At 41.5% G+C, this 24,985-nt stretch carries 27 protein-coding genes and 1 other annotated feature; of the genes, 5 read left to right on the top strand and 22 right to left on the bottom strand.

Features of this window, described 5'->3' with window-relative positions:
- Positions 1-105: 105 nt before the first annotated feature.
- The 11 genes from SM123_RS04235 to SM123_RS04185 all read right to left on the bottom strand — a co-directional run bounded on the left by SM123_RS04235 (position 106) and on the right by SM123_RS04185 (position 7,422).
- Positions 106-717 carry a hypothetical protein gene (locus tag SM123_RS04235; RefSeq protein ID WP_195529131.1) on the bottom strand — a complete coding sequence of 204 codons (612 nt, stop codon included), beginning with the start codon at positions 715-717 and terminating at the stop codon, positions 106-108.
- On the bottom strand, positions 714-1,343 hold the full coding sequence (locus SM123_RS04230; protein WP_195529130.1) for a hypothetical protein: 630 nt from the start codon (positions 1,341-1,343) through the stop codon (positions 714-716). The genes SM123_RS04235 and SM123_RS04230 overlap by 4 nt, the downstream gene beginning before the upstream one ends.
- A complete protein-coding gene (locus SM123_RS04225) occupies positions 1,340-1,966 on the bottom strand; it encodes a hypothetical protein (RefSeq protein WP_195529129.1) in 627 nt (208 codons plus the stop codon). The genes SM123_RS04230 and SM123_RS04225 overlap by 4 nt, the downstream gene beginning before the upstream one ends.
- On the bottom strand, positions 1,963-2,592 hold the full coding sequence (locus SM123_RS04220; protein ID WP_195529128.1) for a hypothetical protein: 630 nt from the start codon (positions 2,590-2,592) through the stop codon (positions 1,963-1,965). Before SM123_RS04220 ends, SM123_RS04225 begins: the two co-directional genes overlap by 4 nt.
- Positions 2,589-3,218 carry a hypothetical protein gene (locus tag SM123_RS04215; protein ID WP_070588841.1) on the bottom strand — a complete coding sequence of 210 codons (630 nt, stop codon included), beginning with the start codon at positions 3,216-3,218 and terminating at the stop codon, positions 2,589-2,591. Before SM123_RS04215 ends, SM123_RS04220 begins: the two co-directional genes overlap by 4 nt.
- Positions 3,215-3,823 carry a hypothetical protein gene (locus tag SM123_RS04210; RefSeq protein WP_195529127.1) on the bottom strand — a complete coding sequence of 203 codons (609 nt, stop codon included), beginning with the start codon at positions 3,821-3,823 and terminating at the stop codon, positions 3,215-3,217. Before SM123_RS04210 ends, SM123_RS04215 begins: the two co-directional genes overlap by 4 nt.
- 152 nt (positions 3,824-3,975) lie before the next feature.
- Positions 3,976-5,190: an ABC transporter permease gene (locus SM123_RS04205; RefSeq protein WP_201088050.1), complete on the bottom strand. Its 1,215-nt coding sequence runs from the start codon at positions 5,188-5,190 to the stop codon at positions 3,976-3,978.
- Complete coding sequence (locus SM123_RS04200) at positions 5,187-6,080, bottom strand: ABC transporter ATP-binding protein (RefSeq protein ID WP_003007952.1); 894 nt, start codon at positions 6,078-6,080, stop codon at positions 5,187-5,189. Before SM123_RS04200 ends, SM123_RS04205 begins: the two co-directional genes overlap by 4 nt.
- 11 nt (positions 6,081-6,091) lie before the next feature.
- Positions 6,092-6,889, bottom strand: a complete 798-nt coding sequence (locus SM123_RS04195) for a DUF3169 family protein (protein ID WP_049491060.1) — start codon at positions 6,887-6,889, stop codon at positions 6,092-6,094.
- Between the two features lie 2 nt (positions 6,890-6,891).
- Positions 6,892-7,101, bottom strand: a complete 210-nt coding sequence (locus SM123_RS04190; RefSeq protein WP_023918610.1) for a helix-turn-helix transcriptional regulator — start codon at positions 7,099-7,101, stop codon at positions 6,892-6,894.
- A gap of 12 nt (positions 7,102-7,113) precedes the next feature.
- The gene (locus tag SM123_RS04185) at positions 7,114-7,422 is read right to left on the bottom strand and encodes a hypothetical protein (RefSeq protein ID WP_049491061.1); all 309 of its coding nucleotides are present in this window, start codon (positions 7,420-7,422) and stop codon (positions 7,114-7,116) included.
- 403 nt (positions 7,423-7,825) lie between these two features.
- Between SM123_RS04185 and SM123_RS04180 the strand changes: the two genes are divergently transcribed.
- On the top strand, positions 7,826-7,969 hold the full coding sequence (locus SM123_RS04180) for a FeoB-associated Cys-rich membrane protein (RefSeq protein ID WP_320909913.1): 144 nt from the start codon (positions 7,826-7,828) through the stop codon (positions 7,967-7,969).
- A 77-nt stretch (positions 7,970-8,046) separates the two neighbouring features.
- On the opposite strand, the gene SM123_RS04175 is transcribed toward SM123_RS04180, so the two are convergent.
- From SM123_RS04175 to trpX, 7 genes are all read right to left on the bottom strand, one after another.
- Positions 8,047-9,021, bottom strand: coding sequence for a hypothetical protein (locus SM123_RS04175; RefSeq protein WP_201088051.1), 975 nt, complete (start codon positions 9,019-9,021; stop codon positions 8,047-8,049).
- A gap of 2 nt (positions 9,022-9,023) precedes the next feature.
- Positions 9,024-9,836: a hypothetical protein gene (locus SM123_RS04170; protein ID WP_201088052.1), complete on the bottom strand. Its 813-nt coding sequence runs from the start codon at positions 9,834-9,836 to the stop codon at positions 9,024-9,026.
- A 168-nt stretch (positions 9,837-10,004) separates the two neighbouring features.
- The gene (gene pheT / locus SM123_RS04165) at positions 10,005-12,410 is read right to left on the bottom strand and encodes a phenylalanine--tRNA ligase subunit beta (RefSeq protein WP_320909912.1); all 2,406 of its coding nucleotides are present in this window, start codon (positions 12,408-12,410) and stop codon (positions 10,005-10,007) included.
- A gap of 67 nt (positions 12,411-12,477) precedes the next feature.
- Positions 12,478-13,008 (bottom strand): GNAT family N-acetyltransferase, encoded by a 531-nt coding sequence (locus SM123_RS04160; RefSeq protein ID WP_320909911.1) that lies wholly within the window; start codon positions 13,006-13,008, stop codon positions 12,478-12,480.
- Between the two features lie 2 nt (positions 13,009-13,010).
- The gene (gene pheS, locus SM123_RS04155) at positions 13,011-14,057 is read right to left on the bottom strand and encodes a phenylalanine--tRNA ligase subunit alpha (RefSeq protein ID WP_320909910.1); all 1,047 of its coding nucleotides are present in this window, start codon (positions 14,055-14,057) and stop codon (positions 13,011-13,013) included.
- 313 nt (positions 14,058-14,370) lie between these two features.
- Complete coding sequence (locus SM123_RS04150; protein ID WP_031574524.1) at positions 14,371-14,793, bottom strand: ParB N-terminal domain-containing protein; 423 nt, start codon at positions 14,791-14,793, stop codon at positions 14,371-14,373.
- 78 nt (positions 14,794-14,871) lie between these two features.
- A complete protein-coding gene (gene trpX / locus SM123_RS04145) occupies positions 14,872-15,873 on the bottom strand; it encodes a tryptophan ABC transporter substrate-binding protein (protein ID WP_031574527.1) in 1,002 nt (333 codons plus the stop codon).
- Positions 15,874-16,004: 131 nt separating this feature from the next.
- Positions 16,005-16,237 (bottom strand) — a binding site (T-box leader).
- A gap of 150 nt (positions 16,238-16,387) precedes the next feature.
- On the opposite strand from trpX, the gene SM123_RS04140 reads away from it, so the two are divergent.
- Complete coding sequence (locus SM123_RS04140; protein ID WP_155169477.1) at positions 16,388-18,049, top strand: Rqc2 family fibronectin-binding protein; 1,662 nt, start codon at positions 16,388-16,390, stop codon at positions 18,047-18,049.
- A gap of 192 nt (positions 18,050-18,241) precedes the next feature.
- Here SM123_RS04140 and budA read toward each other — a convergent pair whose 3' ends face one another.
- The 3 genes from budA to SM123_RS04125 form a co-directional block, all read right to left on the bottom strand.
- Positions 18,242-18,958 carry an acetolactate decarboxylase gene (gene budA / locus SM123_RS04135; protein ID WP_003007973.1) on the bottom strand — a complete coding sequence of 239 codons (717 nt, stop codon included), beginning with the start codon at positions 18,956-18,958 and terminating at the stop codon, positions 18,242-18,244.
- 72 nt (positions 18,959-19,030) lie between these two features.
- Positions 19,031-20,260, bottom strand: a complete 1,230-nt coding sequence (locus SM123_RS04130; RefSeq protein ID WP_049475339.1) for a tetratricopeptide repeat protein — start codon at positions 20,258-20,260, stop codon at positions 19,031-19,033.
- Positions 20,250-21,425: an AI-2E family transporter gene (locus SM123_RS04125; protein WP_320909909.1), complete on the bottom strand. Its 1,176-nt coding sequence runs from the start codon at positions 21,423-21,425 to the stop codon at positions 20,250-20,252. Before SM123_RS04125 ends, SM123_RS04130 begins: the two co-directional genes overlap by 11 nt.
- A gap of 168 nt (positions 21,426-21,593) precedes the next feature.
- Between SM123_RS04125 and SM123_RS04120 the strand changes: the two genes are divergently transcribed.
- Complete coding sequence (locus tag SM123_RS04120) at positions 21,594-22,604, top strand: lactonase family protein (RefSeq protein WP_320909908.1); 1,011 nt, start codon at positions 21,594-21,596, stop codon at positions 22,602-22,604.
- A 95-nt stretch (positions 22,605-22,699) separates the two neighbouring features.
- Complete coding sequence (locus SM123_RS04115) at positions 22,700-22,885, top strand: hypothetical protein (RefSeq protein ID WP_003002861.1); 186 nt, start codon at positions 22,700-22,702, stop codon at positions 22,883-22,885.
- Between the two features lie 103 nt (positions 22,886-22,988).
- Here the strand turns inward: SM123_RS04115 and eno are convergent, their stop codons facing one another.
- Complete coding sequence (gene eno, locus SM123_RS04110) at positions 22,989-24,293, bottom strand: surface-displayed alpha-enolase (RefSeq protein ID WP_021153554.1); 1,305 nt, start codon at positions 24,291-24,293, stop codon at positions 22,989-22,991.
- A 211-nt stretch (positions 24,294-24,504) separates the two neighbouring features.
- Here eno and SM123_RS04105 point away from each other — a divergent pair, with 211 nt between their 5' ends.
- Complete coding sequence (locus tag SM123_RS04105; RefSeq protein WP_155167542.1) at positions 24,505-24,957, top strand: DUF1694 domain-containing protein; 453 nt, start codon at positions 24,505-24,507, stop codon at positions 24,955-24,957.
- Positions 24,958-24,985: the final 28 nt, after the last annotated feature.

Genomic DNA, 24,985 nt, shown 5'->3' with positions numbered 1-24,985 from the left:
CTCCTTTTCTGTAGTTCTATTGTAGTGAAAAGGCTTGCAAAAGTCAATGTGAAATCAAAAAGCCCTCAGCTGTAACTGAGAGCTTACTGGTTGAAGTGGAATTTCTTATTCTTCCTCGTCATCCAACTCCACTTCTCCATGAATTCGGATATACTCTTCACGCTTTCGATCCAATTCTTCCCAGAGTGGCTCATCAACAGCTTTCATTACTTCTATCTCTTTCAAGCTAATGTCAACCGCTTCATTGTAGGTCAAATGCAACAAATCTGCATGTTTTGTTTTAAATTCTTCAATACTCAGCCATGTTTCCTTGTCATCTTCGCTGATGTGACCGTCAATTGCAGTTGCCACTTCAATCGCCAGGATATAGAGAGCTCGCTTATCAACAGTTAGAATATCCTTATGAGTCGTGATGATTCGTAGATAGTCTCCTTTTTCTCGTCCATCGCTTTCATAGGAATCTTCAAAATTTAAATTTATATTTTCACGCTTAAAAGTCGCCCAAGGATCGTTGCCTACTCTAAAATCAGCCATACCCCAACGCTCATCATTTGAAGAAAATTTATCCAAACTAACACTAAAATAGAAGTCATCATCACGTGCATAAGAAAACTCAACCTGCACTCCCTTACGTTCCTTGAACCACATTTTCCAAGGATATTCCATACAGGCTTGATAGATGTTAGTTTCGTAGTTACCTTTAAGATACAGTTTCACTCGTCGTCCTCGTCATCCAACTCCACTTCTCCATGGATTCGGATGTATTCTTCATTTCTGCGGTCATCTTCTGCCCAAACCGGGTCTCTCACATCATCCATAAATGGAATTTCCTCCAGACTCAGCTTATTAGCCTGTTCATAACTCATCGAAAGAATAGCTTCATGCCGGTTTTTAAATTGCTCCACACTTAACCAGCTCTCTTTGTCATCTTCGCTGATTTGACCCTCAATGGCAGTCGCAATTTCTATCGCCATAATATAGAAAGCACGTTTATCAACGGTTAGGAGTTCAAGGTGCTTAGTAGCGATTCTTAAACATTCACCTTTCTCACGAAAGTCCGACATCATAGCATCTTCGTAGTCTAGCTCTATATCTTCATATTTATGGGATAAAAAATCATATTTTATCCCTTCCTTAATCTGAACATTACTCCATCTATTATCATGCATCCACTTATTTAATTTTAAGTGGATAGAAAGTTTCTCGATTGGTAAATCTAGATACCCTGCATACGACAAGTCAGGTTCTATTCCATCTTTTTCCCCAAACCACATTCTCTTTGCTAGTTTTAAGTAATCAAACGGGATTTCTTTTGTATAGTCACCTTTAATATAAATTCTCAATCTTCTTCCTCATCGTCATAAACACGTTCGCCATGGATTTTGATGTATTCCTCACGTTTTCGATCTAATTCTTCCCAGATGGGATCATCAATAGCATCAATCGTCTGAATTTCCTCCAGACTCATTTCATTCGCTTCATCAAAAGTTAGAGATAAGATATCTTGGTGCTTTTCCTTGAATTCCTCGACTGTTAGCCATGTTTTCTTATCATCTTCACTAATTTTCCCATCAATCGCAGTCGCAATTTCGAGTGCCATTATATACAAAGCTCGTTTATCAACTGTTAATACATCTAGATAATTCGAAGCGATTCTTAGATATTTTCCCTTTTCTCTACCGTCACTTTCATAACTTCCTGCATAATCCAAATCAATATTTTCATATATTTGGGAATTAATTGCACTGCCACCTTTAACCTTGACCTCTTTCCAACGAGAGCCACTTGCTCCCCACTTATCTAACCGTAAAGATAGATAGAAGTCATCTTGTAGCATCTCATCATCTCCGACATGTGAGAAACTTATTTTTTGACCTTTCCGTTCCTTGAACCACATTTTCCATGCAAGTTCTCTGTATCCAAAAGGCACTTTTCTATTATAATCACCTTTGATATAAATTCTCAATCTTCTTCCTCGTCGTCATAAACACGTTCACCATGGATTTTGATGTATTCCTCACGAAGTCGTTCTTCTTCATCCCACAAAGGATCTTCTACAGGTTTCAAACTTTTCAGTTCCTCCACACTGATTTCAGTTGCTTGATCGTAGGTTAGGGATAATATATCCTTGTGCAACTCCTTAAAAGTCTCTACATCTATCCAAGTCTGTTTGCCGTCCGAACTAATTTTTCCATCAATTGCACCAGCAACCTCGACTGCCATAATATACATCGCACGTTTATCAACTGTTAAAACATCTGTATGAGAAGTTGCGATACGTAAATAATCCCCACGTTCTCTCCACTCTGTAATGAAAGTTTTTTCAAATTCAAGGGATATATTTTCATATTTATAGGAATTCCACGGATTGTTTAAATCATAAGAGGGGATACTATCCCATCTTGAGTCACAAAAACGCCATTTATCAAAGCTTACTACAAAGTAAAAATCGTCTTGCAACATCTCATCATCACCAACGTTTGAGTATGTAATAGGATGACCCTGCCATTCCTTAAACCACATTTTCCAGAGCAACTCTCTTGTCGTAAAGGTTATTTTTTTCTTAAAATCACTTTTGATATAGAGTCTCATTCGTCTTCCTCGTCGTCATAAACACGTTCGCCATGGATTTTGATGTATTCTTCTCGAAGCCGCTCCTCCTCTTCCCATAGAGGATCTCTTACCGGTACCATTGTCTTTAATTCTTCCAAACTGACTTCAACAGCTTCATCATAAGTCAGTGAAAGAACATCCTTGTGATATTCCTTAAATTCTTCTACACTTAGCCAACTTTGCTTGCCGTCTTCGCTAATTTGACCATCAATGGCAGATGCTACTTCAGTTGCCATAATGTATAAAGCACGTTTGTCAACCGTCAAAATATCTACATGAGTTGAGGCAATTCGAAGAAACTCCCCCTTTTCGCGGTCATCGGAAATAAAAGCATGTTCAAATTCAAGTTCAATATCTTCATATTGCAAGGACAACCAAGGATTGCTCGGAATTATAAAAGGAGCCTTATCCCATCTTTCGTCAACTGAAGCCCATTTGCGCAACTCTGCTCCGAAATAAAAATCATCTTGCAGCATCTCATCATCACCAACGTTGGAGTAACTTATTTTCTTGCCATTTCGTTCTTTAAACCACATCTTCCAAACAAGTTCTCTTGTCGTAAAGGTTATTTTTTTCTTAAAATCACTTTTGATGTATAGTCTCATAAATCTGAGATATCGCCTCCATGTGCTAGTATATATTCTTTTCGACGATTGGCTTCTTCCTCCCAAAGAGGGTCGTCTACCACATCCATCGTTTGAATTTCAGTCAAACTTAGTTCATTTGCTTCTTCAAAAGTTAGAGATAGAATAACCTCGCGCTTTTTCCTAAACTCCTCGACTGTTAGCCATGTCTTCTTATTATCCTCGCTAATTTGCCCATCAATCACCTTTGCAATCTCAAGCGCCATAATGTACATGGCTCGTTTATCAACTGTTAAAACTTCCAGATGCTTGGTTAAAATGCGGAGATAGTTCCCTTTTTCATTGAAGTCTGTAGCGAATGCATCTTCAAACTCTAGGTCAATACATTCGTCAAGATGTGAAAAGAGTCTTCGTACTCCTTCCTTTAGGGGGATATTAGACCATCTCTTATCGGCAGTGCCTTTCCTCAGGGATAAATTTAAGGAAAAATCGTCTTGCAATGCATCATTGTCCCCAGCATTTGAGTAAGAAATTTGCTCATCTTCTGGAAACCACATTTTACCAGCTAGTTCCAAATAGCCATAAGGTACTCTTTTTGTATAATCGCCTTTGATATAGAGTCTCATTCGTCCTTTTCTCTATTCTCTTTATTCCCCTCCATCATATCATAATTTAATAAAAAATACATGTTAGCCTGTAGGAATATCGTTTTAAATAGCCCACTGATAAATTTCAATGCATGCTAAAAGCCCCCAGCTGTAACTGAGGGCTTATCTAATTAGCGATAGCTAAGAGCACGTTTGATGGTCTTCCATGGTCCGAGATCATCGGTCTGAAGGATCAGGCTCGCATAGATACGGGCAATGAGAACTGTTCCCACGATGGTAAAGAGAACCGCAATTCCTAAAGAACCCCAAGATTCAAGACCAGTCGCATAGCCATTGATGGTACGGAAAGGCATAAAGAAGGTTGAGAAGAAAGGAATGTAGGAACCGATCTTCAATAAGAAGACGTCACCGGCACTTCCCAAGGTGGTTACCCCAAGGAAGCTAAAGATAACTAACATCATCAGTGGCGAAATCGCTTTTCCTGAATCTTCTGGTCGTGCAACTGTGGAACCTAAGAAGGCAGAGAGCACCACATACATAAAGATCCCAAGGATAATGAAGAAGACGGTATTGAGCGAGATTGCTTCTGCTAGGTGTTGGGTAATTGGAGAGTTTGGAGCGAGAAAATCCTTGACAACAGGGATATCTGCTCTAAAGATCCAAACCGCTACTAAACCAATCACATAGACAAAAATATGGGTAAAGATCACTCCGAAGAGTCCGAGCATGCGTGCGAAGAAATAGTCGGTTGCTTTGATACTAGAGAAAACCACTTCCATGATCTTGGTTCCCTTTTCACTGGCCACTTCTTGGGCTGTGATACTAGAGTAGAAGATCAAAATCATATAAAGCAACATTCCCAAACCACCTGCAACCATGGTTTGCACCATTTTCAAGCCTTCTTTTTTCTCGTCAATTTTTTCTTTCAGAGAAACCTGTTGAGACAAGGCTGTCAGTTGCTCTTTGCTTAGATTAGCACGGGCCATATTGATCCCCTGTTGGACTTGGCTTAATTTCGCAGCGACAAGGGTTTTCAAATCTGTTTTCATGGCTTGGTCGCCCACATAAGTGGCTTCTAGCTGGCCATCTTTTTCATCGACCGTTAGGTAAGCAGCTGCTTTCTCATCCTTGATGGCTTTTTTAGCTGCAGCTTCATCCTTGTAGTCCAAGGTCAAGCCATCAGTTCCTTTGAGACTTTCTTTGACAGCTGGAACTTCTGTCACCAAGGCCACCTGGTTTTTGGCATCTGTAGAAGAACCTGTCAGATAACCGATTCCAATGCTCAATCCTAAAAAGAGGAAGGGACCGAAGACCATGAAGAGGAAACTCCATGATTTCACTTGTCTGATATAGGTTTCTTTCATTACGACAAACATCTGTTTCATACTTCTACTCCTGATTCAAGTTTAAAGATCTCATCAATAGTTGGGGCTTGGTGGTCAAAGGTTGCTAGGTAGTGGCCCTTGGTCAAGCGGTCAAATAATTCTGGACCAGCTGATGCATCATCCAAGATCAGCTTCCAAGTCCCTTGCTTGGTCATGCTGACCTTGGTCACGTGTGGCAGAGCTTCTAGCTCTTCTTTGCTAAAGTCGTTAGAAACAAAGAGACGAGTCTTGCCATAGCTATTACGGACCTCTTGGACTGGCCCCGAAAGGACAACCGAACCATCACGGATCATTAGGATATCATCACACAACTCTTCGACATTGGTCATGACGTGGTCAGAAAAGATAATGGTTGCCCCACGCTCTTTTTCTTCAAAGATGACCTGCTTGAGCACTTCTGTATTGACCGGATCCAAGCCGCTAAAGGGTTCATCTAAAATGATCAATTTAGGCTCATGGATCAAGGTGATGATCAATTGAACCTTCTGTTGGTTCCCTTTTGAGAGACTCTTGATTTTATCGGTCAATTTTCCTTTTACTTGGAGTTTTTCCATCCAGGTCGGTAATTTTTCCTTGACCTCAGCAGTGCTCATTCCTTTTAAGGCAGCCAAATAGCGGACCTGCTCAAAAATCGTGAGTTTTGGCATGAGACTGCGCTCTTCCGGCAAATAGCCAATTTCTTTGTAGGTTTCTTGCGTAATCGCTTTGCCATCTAGGCGGATCTCACCGCTGTAGTCCAAAAAGCGCAGGATGCTGTGGAAAATGGTGGTTTTTCCGGCCCCATTTTTCCCAACCAAACCAAGGATATGCCCTTGTTGAGCTGTCAGATCCACTCCAAAGAGGACCTGCTTATTTCCAAAGCTTTTTTCTAAATGTCTAATTTCTAACATGGATGACTCCTTTACTCTTTATAATAACGTTTGGTAATCTTGTATTGTGAGACCAAGATATAGAGATAAATCAGTGATACCACTACTAATGCTAACAAGATATCTGTATGGAAAGCAATGCCAACTAAGAATATCGCAATTAAGGAAATCGGTAAGATATAATTGCTTAACTTAATGATAATTTCATAGTTTTCCTCGTAGCTAATCTGCTTTTCTGCTTCATCCATCATACTCATCATAAATTCACGCACTTCCTTGGCATTGGCATTGCGGGGAATCGGTTTTCCATAAATCAGATGGAAGGTCTTGCGAAAGAAGATATCCGATAGGAAAAATAGGGCAATCAAGACAAGAAAGAGATAGAGCATGGTAAAGTCTCCAAAGATAAAAGCCATGTCCCCAGCGCCAGGTCTATCTAAGTCGACCAATTGACTATAAAAAATGACGAATAAAAAGTAGGGCAAGATCATGATGCCTTTAAAAATGGTCGCTAAGCCATATAGTTTTTTCTTTTGAATGTCATAGTGATAGGCTTCATCATCGTCTTCTATTTGGAGCATCTTTTGATGGACTTTTCTCGCGCACATCAGTAAGGTTATCGTGAGTATAAATGCGACTAAGAATAAAACTGCTGAGCCCAAAAGGAGTACTTCTTTACTAAAGAAGGATTGGATTTCTAGGGGCTTTTCGTATCCAAACATTTCTGTCAAAAATCCGATAACTCCTCCGATCAAGCCGGAAACTGTAATGATACCTACATTTCTCCAAAAACGGTAACGAGGGGTTCGTTCTTGTTGTTGCTTTTTCATTGTTATTCCTCTTCCTCCACTAGACTAAAGACATTTTCCACAGGTTCCTTGAAAATCTGGGCGATGGTGATGGCAATGATAACCGAAGGGGTGTATTCACCCCGCTCCAAGAGACTGATAGACTGGCGCGAGACCCCTGCTAGCTTGGCTAGTTCTGATTGGTTGAGCCCATCACGCGCCCTCAGCTCTTTCAATCGATTTTTTAAGATCATGGCTTTCGCCTCCTATAGCTGAACATCTTGAATATCTTCGATGCGAACTAATTTGGTTTCTCTTTGTTGTTTATTATTCACACGAGTCAGTTTGACCCAATCTTCATCAATATCCAAAATTTCATACTCGGCTCCAAAACCATCTACAGTAACAGTGACCGTTTGGCCTTTCAATTCTTCTAGAAGTCTAGACATGTCTTGATTTCCTTTCACTTGTTTTTCTAATCGTCTAATGCGTTTGTTCAACCTTTTTATCTTCTTTTCTGAGCTTGCATAAATGATAACCAGAAAAGGGATAAATAGAATCCATATGGCTCCCATAAGAAAACCTCTCCTTCTTTCAACTAAAAACATTGTAACACTTCTTTTTCTTTTTGACAAGTATTTTTGTCAAAAAAATAAAAATATTTGTCAAAAATAGCAGGATGGTTGACATAGATATTTTGAGGTAAGAAATAAAAGGCCCGCATTTGCGCACCTTTTGACGATCCTTTTCTCCCTGCTATGAATCTGAAAAGATTTCAATAGTAAGAAATATAACTTTGGTTACTACAAGATAATCTTACACGTGTTTAATCTCGATGAAGTCTAAACTAGTAGGACTGGGCTAGCTCAGATCATTTTCATCATCCTTGTTCCCTGCATCTTCCACAAGCCACAGCAAAGTAATGATCAACTCATCAGCTTAAAAAACTTATCCACCACTCATATCTAGGAGGTTTTCATGTCAACCATTATCATTGCCATCATTTTATTTGGGCTCGCCTTTCTAGGATTTCGCTATTATCTCAAGGGAAAAGGATCCTGCGGAGACTGCGAGTGTTCCTGTCCCATCAAAGACGAGATGCATCAATCGCATCGGCATTAGTAAAGAATGGGTGTGTACCAGAAATCAGAAAAGCAAAAAACCATTGGTCAATTGAACCAATGGTTTTTATTTACTCATTACTCTTGAATCGCATTCATATCCAATTGATGAGGTGGCTTTATTTCCTGTACCTTATTAAAATCACGGTATCCAAACTCAAAATGGTCCTCATTAGTAATACTTTGGTCTTTTTTAGAATCCTTTATTTTCGTATAAATAACAATTCTTGCTTCGCTTGGAGTCACTTCAACTTTAGTTTCTGACTTTTCCTTCTTAGCGACAAGCTCGATTTCTAGTTTGATTGATTGAATATCATTATTTTCATTTGAGTACAACTTACTTTCAATCATCGTCTGGATTAACTCATTGAATAAAGGAATATTCTTTTTAGCATCACCTTTATATTTTAGATATAGATAACCATTATCTTCAGTCATACTAAATTTATCCTTATAAGCCTCGTAGAGTTTCAGATAAACATCACTTCTACCAATCTCAGGTTCTTTGTAATCAGTTGCTTTTTTCCATTTCCATTTCCAAGGTCCCTTTTGAAAAAGATCCTGTGAATACTCTCCCAAGTATACCGTCCCTCTCCCAGGTGAATAAACGACATATTCACTTGGAACTACAAATGGTTTTCCAATTCTAAGTTCATTTTCTTTGACTTTTTCAGGATCCTCCTCGTCATTCTTTCCTGTAGCGTATATTTCACGCAATGTCAGAGTATCAAATTGAATTTTACCTTCACGATACACAATTTCATTGCGGGATTGGTCTGCTGGCTTAGAAATAGAACCCGCAATATACTTTCTATAGAATCCACTAGAATATTCTGTACTCTTTGCTTCTCGCAAACTCTGGATATATTGGTCTACTACAGAGCTTGCTTCTCCCTCATTTGTTTTTGATGGCCCCTGTTGTGGATGCTTACTTGCTACAGCTCTTGCTTGCTCTTCCTTTAGACTTGAAGTTGTTTTCTGTTGACAGGCAACAAGGGGCAAGCAAAGAGCTATCGCACATATCATCAGAAATTTTTTTCTTTTATTTTGCATGATTATGATCCTTTTTCATTGTTTAAATCGAAATGTTCAGTATTTTGTTCAAAATCTTCAGGTTCTTCTACCCTCACACCAGTGTTTTGGTTAGAATAGGTGATCTTACTCGTTAAATCCATGGTTTTCTTTGCAGTTTCGCCATGAGAGGTATATGTGATTGATAAGGGTTTAAAACTATCCTTAGAAACTGAAAGAGCAACCTTGAAATATCCTTTTACCTTTGTGTCGGCAAACCCATAAAAAGCTGTAGTTCCTCCTAGGAAAATTGGTCTACTGATACTAATCATATTTTTTACATCATCTGTTTGATAATAAAGTACATAAGCATCCTTTTTTTCCGTAACCGTCATTTTCTTTTTATTCTTTTGATAGTATCGAATTGCATCTTGGAAGATTCCTATACCTGCATCATATTCACGAATACTATATCCAGTCCTCCATATTGAATCACCTGCTTTTTTATAAAAGGGAACCGAAGATTGCCAATATATTTCTTGTGTACCCTCTGCTGAAGTATAAATTCCACGGACATAATCCGGCCTCAATTCAAATGAACCATCAAAGCTTGTCTTAACAGTGGCATTTTTCTCCTCTCCCTCTTCCGGCTCATTTACAACCTTTACTACTTCATCTTCCATATGGATTTTGCCATTTTTCAAGTGTTCAAAAGCTTCCAGCCCCTTGTCAATGATTTGTTCTTGACTTAGTTCCTTTGAATCTTCTTTCTTTCGACTTGCCTCCTGACATCCGATTAGGCTAGCCACTGCTAACAAACCAACAAGTGATAGGATAGGTTTTCTCATATTTAGCATCCCCATTCTCCTTCCTTTTTTCAGTAAATCTACTAAATGTTTATTCTTCTATTATAAACCATCCTATAACATTTGTAAATCTTTTCACAAACTTGTAAGAAGATTGTAATTTTTAAAATACAAAACAAAAACAGCTGAGAACATGTCTCAACTGTCTTGAACTACATCTTAACGCACTTCTGCATTGACTTTTTCTTCAAGTGATGCTTGGATTTTTTCCATATAGCGTGCGACTTCTTCATCTGTCAGGCTATCTTCTGGATTTTGGAAGGTCAAACTGTAGGCCATAGACTTCATGCCGACTCCTAGTTTTTCACCGGAGAAGACGTCAAAGAGTTTGATAGCTGTCAAACGTTTCACACCTGCAGCTTGAATGGCATCAACTACCTCTTGGTGAGTCACTTCTGCTTTGAGGAGAAGGGCGATATCACGACTCACGGCTGGGAATTTGGTGATTTCCACAAAGGCTGTGGCTGGTTGAAGAGCTGCTTCAATAGCAGATAAGTTCAATTCTGCCACATAGGTTTCTGGGATATCATAAGCCTTAGCTGTTACAGGGTGGACTTGTCCCAAGACCCCAATCACCTGGTCACCAAGTGAGAGCAAGGCTGTACGTCCTGGGTGGAGACTCTTGATTTCCTGTGTTGCTGTATAAGTCACTTCAAGACCTAAACGAGCAAAGAGGGCTTCCAAGATTCCCTTAGCATAGAAGAAGTCAACTGGAACAGCTGGAGTTTGGAAGTCTTTTTCAGCAACTAAGCCAGTCAAAGCAAAGGCAAAGCTATTGATTTCGTTTGGCAAGTCTTCTTTTGGATTGCCTGTCTGTTCAAAGACTTTTCCGATCTCATAGAGGGCCAAATCTTTGTTCTTACGAGCGACATTATAAGCTACAGTATCCAAGATTCCTGAGATCATATTTTGACGGAGAACAGAACGGTCCACAGTCATTGGCCACATGAGCTCCGTTAAGTTGCTTGGTGCAGTCGTGAACTCCACTGCTTTTTCAGGAGTTGTCAGTGCATAAGTAATGATTTCAGTCAATCCAGCCCCTTCAGCGATAGTCCGAACTTGGCGACGCAATTTTTGAGTCGCTGTCAATTCACCTGCTGTCCCGTCATCTTTTGGAAGGGTTGCTGGTAATTTGTCATAACCATAAATTCGAGCAATTTCTTCAAAGAGGTCCGCTTCGATAGTGATGTCCCAACGGCGACGAGGAACGCTGACTGTGAAGCTTTCTGCATTTCCAGAAAGGCCAAAACCAAGACGACGGAAGACATCTTCGACATCCGCATAGGAAAGCTCTGTTCCAAGGACACGGTTCACGTCTGCAAGAGTGGAAGAAACTTCCACATCTGAAGTATCCAACTGACCTGCTGAAACAATGCCCTTACGCACGGTCGCACCAGCAAGCTCTGCAATCATGCTTGCTGCCGCATCAAGGGCTTCATTAACGGTTGCCACGTTGATCCCTTTTTCAAAGCGAGAAGATGATTCAGAACGAAGGTTGAGGCGACCGCTTGTCTTACGGATCGATTTGCCATTGAAGACAGCTGCTTCAAGGACGACACGAGTAGATTTCTCAGAGATTTCTGTAGCCTCTCCCCCCATGACACCTGCAAGGGCTACTGGTTTGTCAGCAACCGTAATCACGAGGTCACTTGTTTCCAACTCACGCTCTTCCCCGTCCAAGGTCACTAATTTCTCACCTGCACGCGCTTCACGCACACAGATGTCGTTTCCTTCAAAGGTATCCAAATCAAAGGCATGCATAGGCTGACCAAAGTAAAGCAGAATATAGTTGGTCACGTCAACCACATTATTGATGGGACGGATGCCTTCGTTCATGAGGAGGTTTTGCAACCATTGTGGACTTGGTGCGATGGTTACATTGTCCAAGATACGAGCTGCATAATAAGGCGCCTTGTCTGTGTCAATGCTGATAGAAAGAGCATCCGCTGCAACTTGGTCTGTTTCGGTCAAGGTAAAGTCTTTGAAGTTGACTGCCTTGTCATAGATGGCTGCTACTTCGTGAGCTACCCCACGCATCGAAAGAGCATCTGCACGGTTTGGAGTGATAGAAAGCTCGATGATTTCATCATCCAAGTCTAGATAAGAGAAAACTTCATCCCCTGGAACAGCATCTTCTGGCAAGATTTGGATCCCATCTGCAAATTCTTTCGATACAACGGAGTCAGAAATGCCCAATTCACCAAGTGAGCAGATCATTCCGAGAGATTCCAACCCACGGATTTTCCCTTTTTTGATCTTGTAGTTGTCCGCGATGCGAGCACCTGGAAGAGCCACCATGACCTTGATGCCTGCACGCACATTTGGTGCTCCACAGACGATTTGACGGGCTTCTTCTTCACCCACATTAACTTGGCAGACATGAAGGTGTGTCTCTGGCACATCTTCACAAGACAAGACTTCTCCGACGACAATTTTTGAGAGACCATCAGCAGGCGATTCCACACCTTCTACTTCGATCCCTGTAGTTGACATTTTTTCAGCCAATTCTTCTGATGGCACATCCACGTCCACCAATTGTTTTAACCATTTATATGATACTAACATTATTCTGATCGTAAGATCCCACTAGGTGAGATCTTCTCAATTCCTTTCTCTCAATTTGGACCCACAATTAAGCTTGCGGATTCTCCTTCAAATGCTTGCGCAGCAACCAATCGGTATCCACAGCTTCCCCTGTGATAAAGTGGTGCTCGCTAAACCGTTCAAATCCGAATTGTTTGTAAAAGTTTTGGGCCTTAAAATTTCGTTCCCAGACACCCAGCCAGACCCAGTCAAATCCATGTTTTTGAGCCTCTTTTAAGGCAAAGGTAAACATTTCCTTGCCATAGCCCTTGCCATGATGTTCTTTTTTGACATAGATGCGCTGGATTTCAAAAGCATTGTCCATTTCTACTGGCTCCGTTTGTGCCTTGCCCCAGTTAAACTTGAGGAAACCACAAATTTCCTGATGGCGATCAAGGACAAAATAGGTCTCTGATTCCGGGTCTGCTAGGTCCTTTTGGATTTGCTCTAGCGATAAAACCGTCTGGTAGTAATCTTCCATATCGGCATCAGAGTTGTAGGGACCAAAGGTATCCCCATAGGTTTCCACCTCTAATTCCCTTAAAATATGAAAATCTTTCGCCTTAACTTTTACTAACATAATTATTTAAATTGTTCTGAAAAACGGATATCCCCTTGATAGAAGCCACGGATATCATTGATTCCGTAACGAAGCATGGCCACACGCTCTTGACCAAGTCCAAAGGCAAATCCTGAATAGATTGTTGGATCAATACCACTCATCTCAAGGACGCGTGGGTGAACCATACCGGCTCCCATGATTTCAATCCAACCAGTTTTCTTACATACGTTACATCCAGCTCCACCACACTTGAAGCAAGAAACGTCCACTTCAACCGATGGCTCAGTGAATGGGAAGTAAGAAGGACGCAAACGGATTTGACGTTCTGCACCAAACATCTTTTGCACGATCAATTGAAGCGTTCCTTGAAGATCGGCCATAGAAATGCTTTTCCCAACGACCAAGCCTTCGATTTGATGGAATTGGTGGCTGTGGGTCGCATCATCCGTATCCCGACGGAAAACCCGCCCTGGAGAGATCATCTTCAATGGTCCCTTGCTAAAGTCATGCGCATCCATCGCCCGCGCCTGTACAGGTGAGGTATGGGTCCGAAGCAAGATTTCTTCTGTGATATAGAAGGTATCCTGCATATCCCGCGCTGGGTGATCTTTAGGCAGATTCATCCGTTCAAAGTTATAAAAGTCTTGCTCCACTTCAAAGCCGTCTACGACTTGATAGCCCATCCCGATAAAGATATCTTCGATTTCTTCACTAGTTTGGGTCAAAATATGACGGTAACCACTAGCAACTGGACGACCTGGAAGGGTCACATCGATACTTTCACTAGCTAGTTTAGCTTGGACTTTCTTTTCTTCCAAGAGTTTGGCTGATTCTTCAAAGGCAGCCGTCAAGACATCGCGAGCTTCATTGACGTGTTTCCCAATAACTGGACGCATTTCAGCAGAGACATCTTTCATCCCTTTGAGGATCTCAGTCAGAGATCCTTTTTTCCCAAGGACAGAGACCCGTAGTTCTTGCATCTCTTTTTTATTTTCAGCAGAGATCTGCTTCAAGGCTGCCAGCGTTTCTTCTCGAAGCGCTTTTAGTTGTTCTTCAATCGTTGACATATTTCCTCCATCATGGTCCACCTACAGACATAGAAAAAAACCGCGTGCCTTCTCCTAATCGGAGCGTTGACACGCGGTACCATCCGTTTTTTATCTGTAAACCAGACCTTAATTTCTAAATCCTTGCGCAAGTGAATTCACCCAGCTTTCATGCAAAGAGCTTTCAGTCACGGCTCTTCTCCCTGTCGCACTTCCCTTGAGGTACTAGTCTTGCAGATTTCTATTCAATTACTATCTAGTTTATCAGATTTTTTGTTAAAAAACAAGTTAGATGAGACTAATTTCAATAGACAAAGGAACAAGAGGCAGTGCATTATTTATTTGCCTTGTCTGTTTCATCTGCTTTCCTTTTCAATAGAAGAAGAGTGGCTGCTTGGTTAAAACCATCACACCAGTTATACCATTTTGCTTCATACTCATCTTGAGGTAAGATACGATTTTTTAAATCCAAGACAGAGTCTATCTTTCTTTCCTCGCAAGCTTGCGCATAGAGAGCATACAAGTCATCGCCACCATCTCTATCAAACTCAGCAGAAATCGTATCTTGACCCGCCAACAAAGCCTGATAAGCCCTGTGATGCCCGTCTGTAATCAAGAAGCGATTTCCAAATGTAAGAATACTAATTGGATCCATATTGATGATTTCTGCCGACTGATCAAGCATCTGGATATCATGTAACTTCTTTTCTGATAAGTATAGTTGGGTCGGATGAAGGTCCGTTAGCTTGACTTTCATTTCTTTCTCCTCAAAGGTCCCGATTAAAAGACCTATCAAAGCCAAATTCTCCTGCTACTCTTGTGATTCGTTTCGTTTTTATTTAATGACTTGTCCAGCATCTTTCAAGACAGATTCTGGAATAGTAATGCCCAATTCATCTGCGACTTTTTTATTGATGACAGATTTTCCTTGGCTAAAGATTTCAACAGGTGTGTCTGCAGGTTTTTGACCTTTCAAGATCTTCGCAGCCATTTTACCAGTTGCTACCCCAAGATCATGTTGGTCGACAACGACTGAACCAAGGCCACCAGCTTCTACCATGGCTGTCGCACTTGGGAAGATTGGTTTTTTAGCATCTTTATTGGCTTCAACAACAGTTGAGAATGCTGATGCGATGGTATTGTCGATTGGAACCCAGATAGCATCCACTTTACCTGACATAACCGATACTGTTGAAGCAATTTCGTTTGTAGAAGGAACTGAATACGGAACCACCTTGTAGCCTGCTTTTTCAGCCAATTTTGTAAATTCTTCTACTTGAGATTTAGAATTGTCTTCACTGGTTGAGTAAAGAACCCCGATTGTTTTTACGTTTGGAGTCAACTCTTTGATCAATTTCAACTGTTGCTCAGTAGGATTGTGGTCAGATACCCCAGTGATATTGCCACCTGGTTTTTTCAAATCTTTGACCAAGTTTGCACCGACTGGATCGGTTACAGCACCCATGACAATTGGTTTGTCTTTGGTTGCACTAGCCAAACCTTGAGCAGATGGGGTTGCAATCCCAATCAAGACTTGATTATCTTTTTCTGCCAATTGCTTACTCATAGTTGCAACCTTGTTTTGGTCCCCTTCTGCATTGAGGAAATCAATGTCCACTTTGTCCTTGTCATAGCCTTCTTCAGCTAGACCATCTTGAATCCCCTTGTAGATCAAATCAAGCGAAGGGTGGCTGACCAACTGCAAGACCCCAACTTTTGCCTTTTCATTGCTAGTTGCTGCCTTGTTGTCCTTACCAGCTGTAGCTGAATAGATCGCTGTCCCAATGACTGCTGCTGCAATCAAACCAATAATTCCCATTAACCGTTTATTTTTCATTTTACTACCTCTTCTATTTTTTCATTTTCTTCTATTTTTCATCCTCTAAAGAATGCGACGCCATCGTTTCTTCATATCTTTTCTCCCTTCTCATCTAAAACAAAAAACACGCCCACACATAGCAAAAGCTATGTGAGGACGTGTCATCGCGGTGCCACCTCACTTATGGGAAAAGGATAGTCTCCCCCCATATCTCTGTCTTGTCTAGCAACAAGTTGCACGATAAGGTGTGCCAACCGAATTTTTATTGTTTCAAATTCATCTCATCATTAGTCCAATTTCATAAACTGCCGCTACCCACTCTCAGCAACCGTGGGCTCTCTTGAAACTTTCATTTACTACTTTTCTAATTTCTTACATTTTAAAGTTTTCTTTCAAAAAAGTCAATACTTTTTCAGTATTTTTTTGGAAACGTTCGCATTTTCTATATTACATCCCCTTGCTTCTTTCTGGGATTTCCGCTCTATTTTTGATATAATTTACTAGAATAACAGCTAGAATGATGAGGAATCCCATGTCTTTTGATGGATTTTTTTTACACCATATGGTGCAAGAATTGAAGGCCGAACTCTTAAGTGGTCGCATTCAAAAAATTAATCAACCTTTCGAGCAAGAATTGGTACTCCAAATCCGAGGCAATCGGAAAAACCAAAAACTCTTACTCTCTGCCCATTCTGTTTTCGGACGGATCCAACGGACCCAAACCAACTTTGAAAATCCTGCCTTTCCTAATACCTTTATTATGGTCATGCGTAAATATCTTCAAGGCGCTGTCATCGAAGGGATTGAGCAATTGGAGAACGACCGGATTCTCGAAATCCGTGTCTCCAATAAAAACGAAATTGGAGATGCCATTTCTGTCAGCTTAATGATCGAAATCATGGGCAAGCACAGTAATATTATTCTCCTAGACCGGACCAGCAATAAAATCATCGAGGCCATCAAACATGTCGGCTTCTCACAAAATAGCTACCGGACCATTCTTCCTGGATCAATCTATGTAGCCCCTCCGAAAACAGACGCGGTTAATCCTTTTACAATTGGAGATGAAGCCCTTTTTGCCCTTCTTCACAAAGAAGAGTTAAGCCCAAAGAACCTTCAAAAATGTTTCCAAGGTTTGGGGCGAGATACGTCTCAAGAATTGGCCAAGCGACTTGAGACGGATGAAAAATTAAAAACCTTCCGTGCCTTTTTCCAAGCTCCAACTGAGCCACGCCTAACGACCAAATCCTTCTCGGCTATTCCCTTTGAAGATGCCACTAGTCAAACCTTTGAGACACTTTCCGATCTGCTAGATGACTATTACCGAGACAAGGCTGAGCGCGATCGGGTGCAACAACAGGCCAGTGAGTTGATCCGCAAGGTCGAAAACGATCTTGAAAAGAACCGGAAAAAATTAGCCAAACAAGAGGCGGAGTTAGCGGCGACCGACAATGCGGAAGAATTCCGCCAAAAAGGAGAATTGCTGACAACCTTCCTCCATCAGGTACCAAACGACCAAGACCAAGTTGTCCTGGACAATTACTATACCAACGAGCCCATTACCATCCAACTCAACAAGGCCCTGACCCCCAATCAAAATGCCCAACGCTACTTTAAACGCTACCAGAAGTTAAAAGAAGCCGTCAAACATTTGACCATCCTCATTCAAGAAACCAAGGAAACCATTTCTTATCTTGAAACGGTTGAAACAGCCCTTTCTCAAGCGAGCCTAGCTGAGGTGGCAGAAATTCGAGAAGAGCTAATCCAGACCGGCTTTATCAAACGGCGCAATCGCGAAAAAATTCATAAACGGAAAAAACCTGAGAAATACCTAGCTAGTGATGGAAAAACCATCATTTTAGTGGGTCGCAATAATTTGCAAAACGATGAACTGACCTTTAAGATCGCTAAGAAAGATGAACTCTGGTTCCATGCCAAAGATATCCCGGGAAGCCACGTCGTCATTACAGGAAATCTAAATCCATCGGATGAAGTGAAGACCGATGCTGCAGAGTTGGCCGCCTACTATTCCAAGGCCCGTCTCTCAAACCTGGTCCAAGTAGATATGATCGAAGTCAAGAAACTCAATAAACCAACTGGTGGAAAGCCAGGTTTTGTCACCTACACCGGCCAAAAGACTCTGCGGGTCACCCCAGAAGAAGAAAAAATCAAAGCCATGAAACTAACAGACTGATTTCAAAAATAAAAGAGAGTGGGACAGAAATCGGTAATTCGTTAGAATTCGATTTCGTCGTCCCACCTCCGCACAGTTGAGTAGGGCTGTAAAAGCTGATGAAATCAGCGTAGTAGAGCCCACTCAACCACTGCGTCTTGCTCGACAATCCAAAAATAATTGAGAGGCTAGGACTTTTGTCCCAGCCTCTTTTTATTCTGCTTTATTAATGTCTTCTTTGACCTCATCAACATTGAATTTGGCAAAGAGGTACTGACGGTCTTGAACTGGGAAACGTTGATCCAGCTGATCGATGGCCCCCACCTCTACAATCCCTTCTGTGATGACAAAATCCATGACATGGCCACCAAAGGTGTGGTCATCTGAAATAAAGTGCAAATGATAACCAGCCACGCTCACGCCATGGAAAATTTCTGGTGTCCAAAAACCGACGATGGTTCCAGTAACATTTTCTCGTGTATACTCTGGCTGATGGGTGGCAACCTCTGCAAACTTCATCTCAGGTGTTGATTTTGGAATCATACGGACATGCATCTTGGCAAAGTCACCATGAATCTTAATGGAGCGGAAAAGATTTTCCCCATCATAATAAGACTCAATACGGGCTTCCAATTCCTCGTCTGTCATTTCAAAACGTTGGCGGAAAATCACTTCTGCTTGGTGAGGGACGACTGCTGCATAAGGAACCTTGGCATCCGGAGAAACTTCGACTATTTCAGGATGGTCCCCTGATCCCTTGGCCTGATATGCCTTACCATCTAAAACGATCAACTCTCCATCAATAGAATCAAGCGTCCCAACTCCGAGATCTCCGTGTTCCAAGAGTTCTCCAATCGTAAATGAACCCCCGTACAGACCCGCCATTAGGGCACCTAAGGTATTGTATTGAAAAAGTTTCACTGGTTCCATGTTTTTCTCTCCTCATTCTATCTTCTACCAGTATACCACAAACTATTCCGAATCTTCACGATATGGTTTTGATTAGAGGCTATCATAGAGGGTTTGCATCTGCACATCGTCTGGTACGATGGCCAAATACTGGTTAGCCACTTCACGCGCCTTCGTCACATCTCCAGCCTCACGCAACAAATAAACATAGGCTTCGAGGAATTCTGGGTTGTCCTTTAAATCCTCATAGAGCTCTTGGTAGGCTGAGACGGCCTCTTCTGTTTTCTCCAAGGCAGCCAAGGCACGGGCAATGTTCCACCGAGTGACAACTGTTTCGACTTCTTCATTTTGCCAAGCCAAGACTTGGTCAAAGCGTTCCTGTTCCAAATAAAGAGTGGTCAGGCGAAGAGCAATCTCTTCGAGATCATCTGCCACTTCTTTAGCCTCTAATAGATAAGCTTCTGCTTGCTCAGGCTGGTGGAGTTCATAGGAAAGCTGAGAAGCAAGGAGCTTCAATTGGGCATCAAATGGATTCTTCTGGATCCCTTGTTTAGCAATCTCAAGCGCTTTTTCACGGTCATTTTCAGCCTGTAAAGCCAAGGCATAACCGTACTCATAGCCCTCAAAATCAGGCGACAAGGTATCAATTTGTTTGTAGTAGATCAGGGCTTTTTGGAATTCTTCTTGGTCAGACAATAAGGTCGCTAATTCGTAAGCAATCTGGTCATCAAATTCAATCTCCAGAGCTTTCTCTAAGAAAGGAACAGCTGCTTCAAACTTACCAAGATTGGCATAGGCAAACCCAATTCGTTGATAGGTGGAAATTCCTGTTGCTTCTAAAATCTCCCGATTGTCTAACTGGGCATACTCTTGGATAGCCTCTTGGTAGCGTTCCAATTCCAGATCAATTTCAGCTAGCCCTAATTGAATGATCGGATCATCAGACAAATGAGCAGCTTCAACTAATTTTTCACGCGCCACATCTGCTAAGCTTTCCATCTGATAGAGATCCGCCTTAACCAAGAGACTGGCCACATACCAGTTTGATTCAGGTCCAATTTCTTCTAAATAAGCAAAGGCCTCTTCCGTTTGGCCTTCCTCTGCAAGGATGGTTGCCAAACTCAGATACACTTCTGGGTAGGTTTCTGCAATCTGTTCATAGATTTCTTTTGCCTGAGGGTAAAAACCGATACTTTCAAGATATTGACCTAAATCCAATAATTGTGCTTCACTATCTTCTAACAAAGCCTGTTGAAATTGAACTTCTGCCTCTTCTAGCTCTTGCCGATCGAGAGCCTCTACCATTTGTTGACTATGACTCACTGTGTGTTTCCTCTTCTATTTCATTGTGTTCTTCATACAAGCCACTGACGACCTTATACCATTCAAAGATAGCTCCGATCACCACCTTAGCAGATGCATAGACTGGAATTCCAAGGAAAACTCCCCAGATTCCAAACATAGATCCTGACGTCAAGAGCACAAATAAAATGGTAATCGGATGGATATTTAACTGGCTTCCCAAAACCAACGGTGATACAAAACGTCCTTCAATGGTTTGCTCCATTGCAAATACAATCAAGACCTTGATAAACATCTCTGGCCCTGCTACCAAGCCCAATACTAAGGCAGGTAACATGGCTAAGAAACTACCCAAGTATGGGATCAAATTCAAGATCCCTGCAGAGATCCCTAGTGTCACCGCATAGCGCAAGCCAATGATCTTAAAGAAGATGATGAACATAATGGCGACGACAATGGCTACCGTAATTTGCCCTCGAACGTAGTTGGAGAGTTGGGTATTGACATCTGAGAGAACCTGTTCAGCCGATTTACGAATCTTAGTCGGTAAAAAGCGAACAATGTGGCCCTTTAAATTTTTTCCATCTCGAAGAAGATAAAAGACAATAAAAGGCATGATGATCAAGGCAACAATAACTTGCGAAGCCACTCCGATCAAGTTGCTGACCCAATTGACAGCCCGCCCAGAGATCGAACTGGCCCAAGAAGTAATGTTTGCAGACAGTTCCTTAGTGATCTCATCTAACTGGGGTTTGATATCAGAGGAGACGCGATTATCTAGAAAATCATCGATGGTTGCATTGGCCTTTTCCAAATAAGTTGGCAGGTTATGAAAGAAACTCACCACTTGTCGTTGGACGGATGGAATCACTACAGCTAGACCCCAAATTAAAAGCACTGCAATCAAGAAAAAGACGAAGGAAATCGCAAAAATCCGCTTGAGTCCTTTTCTTTCAAGAAAGTCAACAATGGGGTTAAGCAGGTAATAGAGCAAACCAGAAATAATGACAGGCAGCATGACGGCTCCTGCAAACTCAAAAATAGGAATAAAAATAAAGGTGATTTTACTCAAAACCAAAAGGTTCAAGCCCAACAGCAAGGTAACTAAAAATACGGTAATGGCCTTGTTGTCTAAAAACCATCTAAAAAACCAGGACAAACTAAACTGTTTTTCTTTATTATCCACAGAGAACTCCTTTTCAATTCAATCTGTTTCTATTTTAGCATTTTTTAAGCTTGAAGTTACGAAAAAACTAGCAAAATAAGAAAGAAAGGCCCTCGCCTTTTTAACTAGCAATTGCCTTCCAATAGGACCTTTGATATAATAAACCTAACAAATCATACGAGGTGACCTATGTCTCAAACCATTTATTTCGGTACCTATACCAAAAAAGAATCCAAAGGAATTTACAAGGCACAATTTGATCCTGAAACAGGGACATTGAGCCAACTTGAACTAGTGGCAGCTGAGCCCAATCCAACCTATATCGCTTTTTCTGAAAAAGGCAACCTCTACAGTGTCGGAGCTGAAGAGGGAAAAGGAGGAATCGCAAGTTTTACAGCTGATTTTCAGCCGCTCAATCACGTTGTTGAAGAGGGAGCACCACTCTGCTATGTCTCTGTCGATGACAGGCGTCAACTGGTCTATGGAGCCAACTATCACAAAGGCCAAGTTCTCGTATATCAGCTAGAGGCAGATGAACGTTTGTCCTTTGTCGATCAAGACACCCACCAAGGAAGTGGTCCTCATGCCAATCAAGCAAGTCCACATACCCACTATGCAGACCTTACACCAGATCAGTACCTGATCACGTGTGACCTAGGAACAGACAGTTTGCATGTCTATGATGTCAGTGAGGAAGGAAACCTAACCCTGATCAATCAGTATCAAACAGCTCCAGGGGCAGGACCTCGTCACCTGGTCTTTCATCCTCACTATAAGACTGCCTATCTCATCAATGAATTAAATGCTACGATCGATGTACTCTTTTATGATGGTATGGGTGAATTCGAACACTTCCAAACTGTTTCCACACTTCCATCAGACTACGATGGTCAAAAATGGGCTTCTGCTATCAAGCTCTCAGCTGATGGAAAATTCCTCTATGCATCTAACCGTGCTCACAATTCCATCGCGGTCTTCAAAGTCGTGGCTGATGGTAGCCTAGAACTGATTGAAATTGTTCCAACTCAAGGGCTCAATCCACGTGATTTCACGCTTAGTCCTAATCAAAACTATTTGATCGCAGCCCATCAAGATTCACCTAATGCCACCGTCTTCAAGCGAGATTCTGCTAGCGGAAAATTGACCCTTCTATCCGACGACTTCTATGTTCCAGAGGCCGTTTGTACGGTTTTTCATTAAGTCGTTTTAGTTGTCAAACCTCTAAAAAAATGATTAAATAGATGAGAAAAAGGCGCGAGCCTGACTTCACAACTTATATTTTAGGAGATCCTAACATGAATCCATTGGACTTATTTAACCAAGTGAAAGAAATGATCGAAAAGAAAGATTTCGACGCTGCAAAGAAATTTGTTGATGACAACAAAGACAACCTCGGTGACTACCTTGAACAAGCCAAAGGGCTTGTATCTGGAAATGAAATGGTCAGCGGTGCCTTGGACAAAATCAAAGGCTTGTTCTAATAGAACTACTCCTCAACGCTTTAGTTGAGGAGTTTTTGTTTATACCAATCGCAAAAAAGATCCTTGAGAAAACTCAAGGATCTTTTTAGTCTAGTAAACTAGATTATTTCTTAAGGTTGTAGAATGATTTCAATCCACGGTATTCAGCTACTTCACCAAGTTGATCTTCGATGCGAAGCAATTGGTTGTATTTAGCGATACGGTCTGTACGTGAAAGTGAACCAGTCTTGATTTGTCCTGCGTTTGTTGCAACTGCGATGTCAGCGATTGTTGAATCTTCAGTTTCACCTGAACGGTGTGATACAACGGCAGTGTAACCAGCTTCTTTCGCCATTTCGATAGCATCGAATGTTTCAGTAAGAGTACCAATTTGGTTAACTTTGATAAGGATAGAGTTAGCACATTTTTCTTCGATACCACGTGAAAGGTAGTCAGTGTTTGTTACGAAGAAGTCGTCACCAACCAATTGAACTTTACCACCAAGACGTTCAGTAAGAGCTTTCCAACCGTCCCAGTCGTTTTCGTCCATACCATCTTCGATAGTGATGATTGGGTATTTGTTTACCAATTCTTCAAGGTAGTCGATTTGTTCAGCAGCAGTGCGGACAGCAGCTCCTTCACCTTCGAATTTAGTGTAATCGTAAACTTTGCGTTCTTTATCGTAGAATTCTGATGATGCACAGTCAAATCCGATAAATACGTCTTTACCTGGAACATAACCAGCAGCTTCGATAGCAGCGATGATAGTTTCTACACCATCTTCAGTTCCGTCGAAACGAGGAGCAAATCCACCTTCGTCACCAACGGCTGTTTCAAGACCACGACCTTTAAGGATTTTCTTAAGTGCGTGGAAGATTTCAGCACCCCAACGGAGAGCTTCTTTGAATGTAGGTGCACCAGCAGGTACGATCATGAATTCTTGGAAAGCGATTGGAGCATCTGAGTGAGATCCACCATTGATGATGTTCATCATTGGAGTTGGAAGAACTTTAGTGTTGAATCCACCAAGGTAGCTGTAAAGTGGGATTTCAAGGTAGTCAGCAGCAGCACGAGCTACAGCGATAGACACACCAAGGATTGCGTTTGCTCCCAATTTACCTTTGTTAGGAGTACCGTCAAGAGCGATCATAGCACGGTCGATAGCTTGTTGATCACGTACATCATAGCCGATGATTGCTTCAGCAATAATGTTGTTTACGTTGTCAACAGCCTTTTGAGTTCCAAGACCACCGTAACGAGATTTGTCACCGTCACGAAGTTCAACTGCTTCGTGTTCACCAGTAGAAGCTCCTGATGGAACCATACCACGTCCATGAGCACCTGATTCAGTATATACTTCTACTTCAAGTGTTGGGTTACCGCGTGAGTCTAGGACTTCGCGAGCGTAAACATCAGTAATAATTGACATTTCTTACTCTCCTTATTGAGTTATATTTTTTACTCCTCTATCATATCGTAATTAGGCTATTTTTTCAAGAAAAAACAAGGAAATCTACGAAAATTGAGAAGTTTTTAACAAGAAAACGGTTCCACTATCTTATTTTCTGCCATTTCCCCTCCTTATTTAATTTTTTAGCATTCTTCTACTCTTCTGCTACGCTTTATGCTATACTAAACTTATGACAGATATTAATAAAACGATTTTAGAAAAAGCTGCTGGTCCTACTCGATTCAATCCGGATGAGCAGCGTCGATTTTTGGAGACGTATGAGGAGCGGGTGATTGCTTCATGCACCTTGGAGGAGGCAAGGGACAAGATATACCTGGAGCAGTATTCGACAATCCTCACTGATATTTCAGATCGCTTTCATCCTGTTTTGGTCAAGATCTCCCCAGCTTTGGATGAAAACAGCCAGCTACAATATTTGAAAAAAACCAAGGACCTTGGCTTGGTGGCAAGCATCGTTTCGAATGACTGTCGTCATTCTCCCTTTGGTCTCATCATCCATACTGACCACCCATCTGGAATTTCACCAACAGACATGAATCTCCAGTATCCAAATTTATTTGAAAAGAAAGAAGAGACTGCCAGTCCAGAAAAGAAATCATTTTGGAAACGTCTCTTTAGCTAAAGAAAAACCAATGGAAGGGAACATCTCC

Source organism: Streptococcus sp. S5 (assembly GCF_034134805.1).
Classification (GTDB): Bacteria; Bacillota; Bacilli; order Lactobacillales; family Streptococcaceae; genus Streptococcus; species Streptococcus lingualis.
The sequence above is the reverse complement of the archived record's forward strand: the minus strand, read 5'-3'. Positions and strand labels throughout refer to the sequence as shown.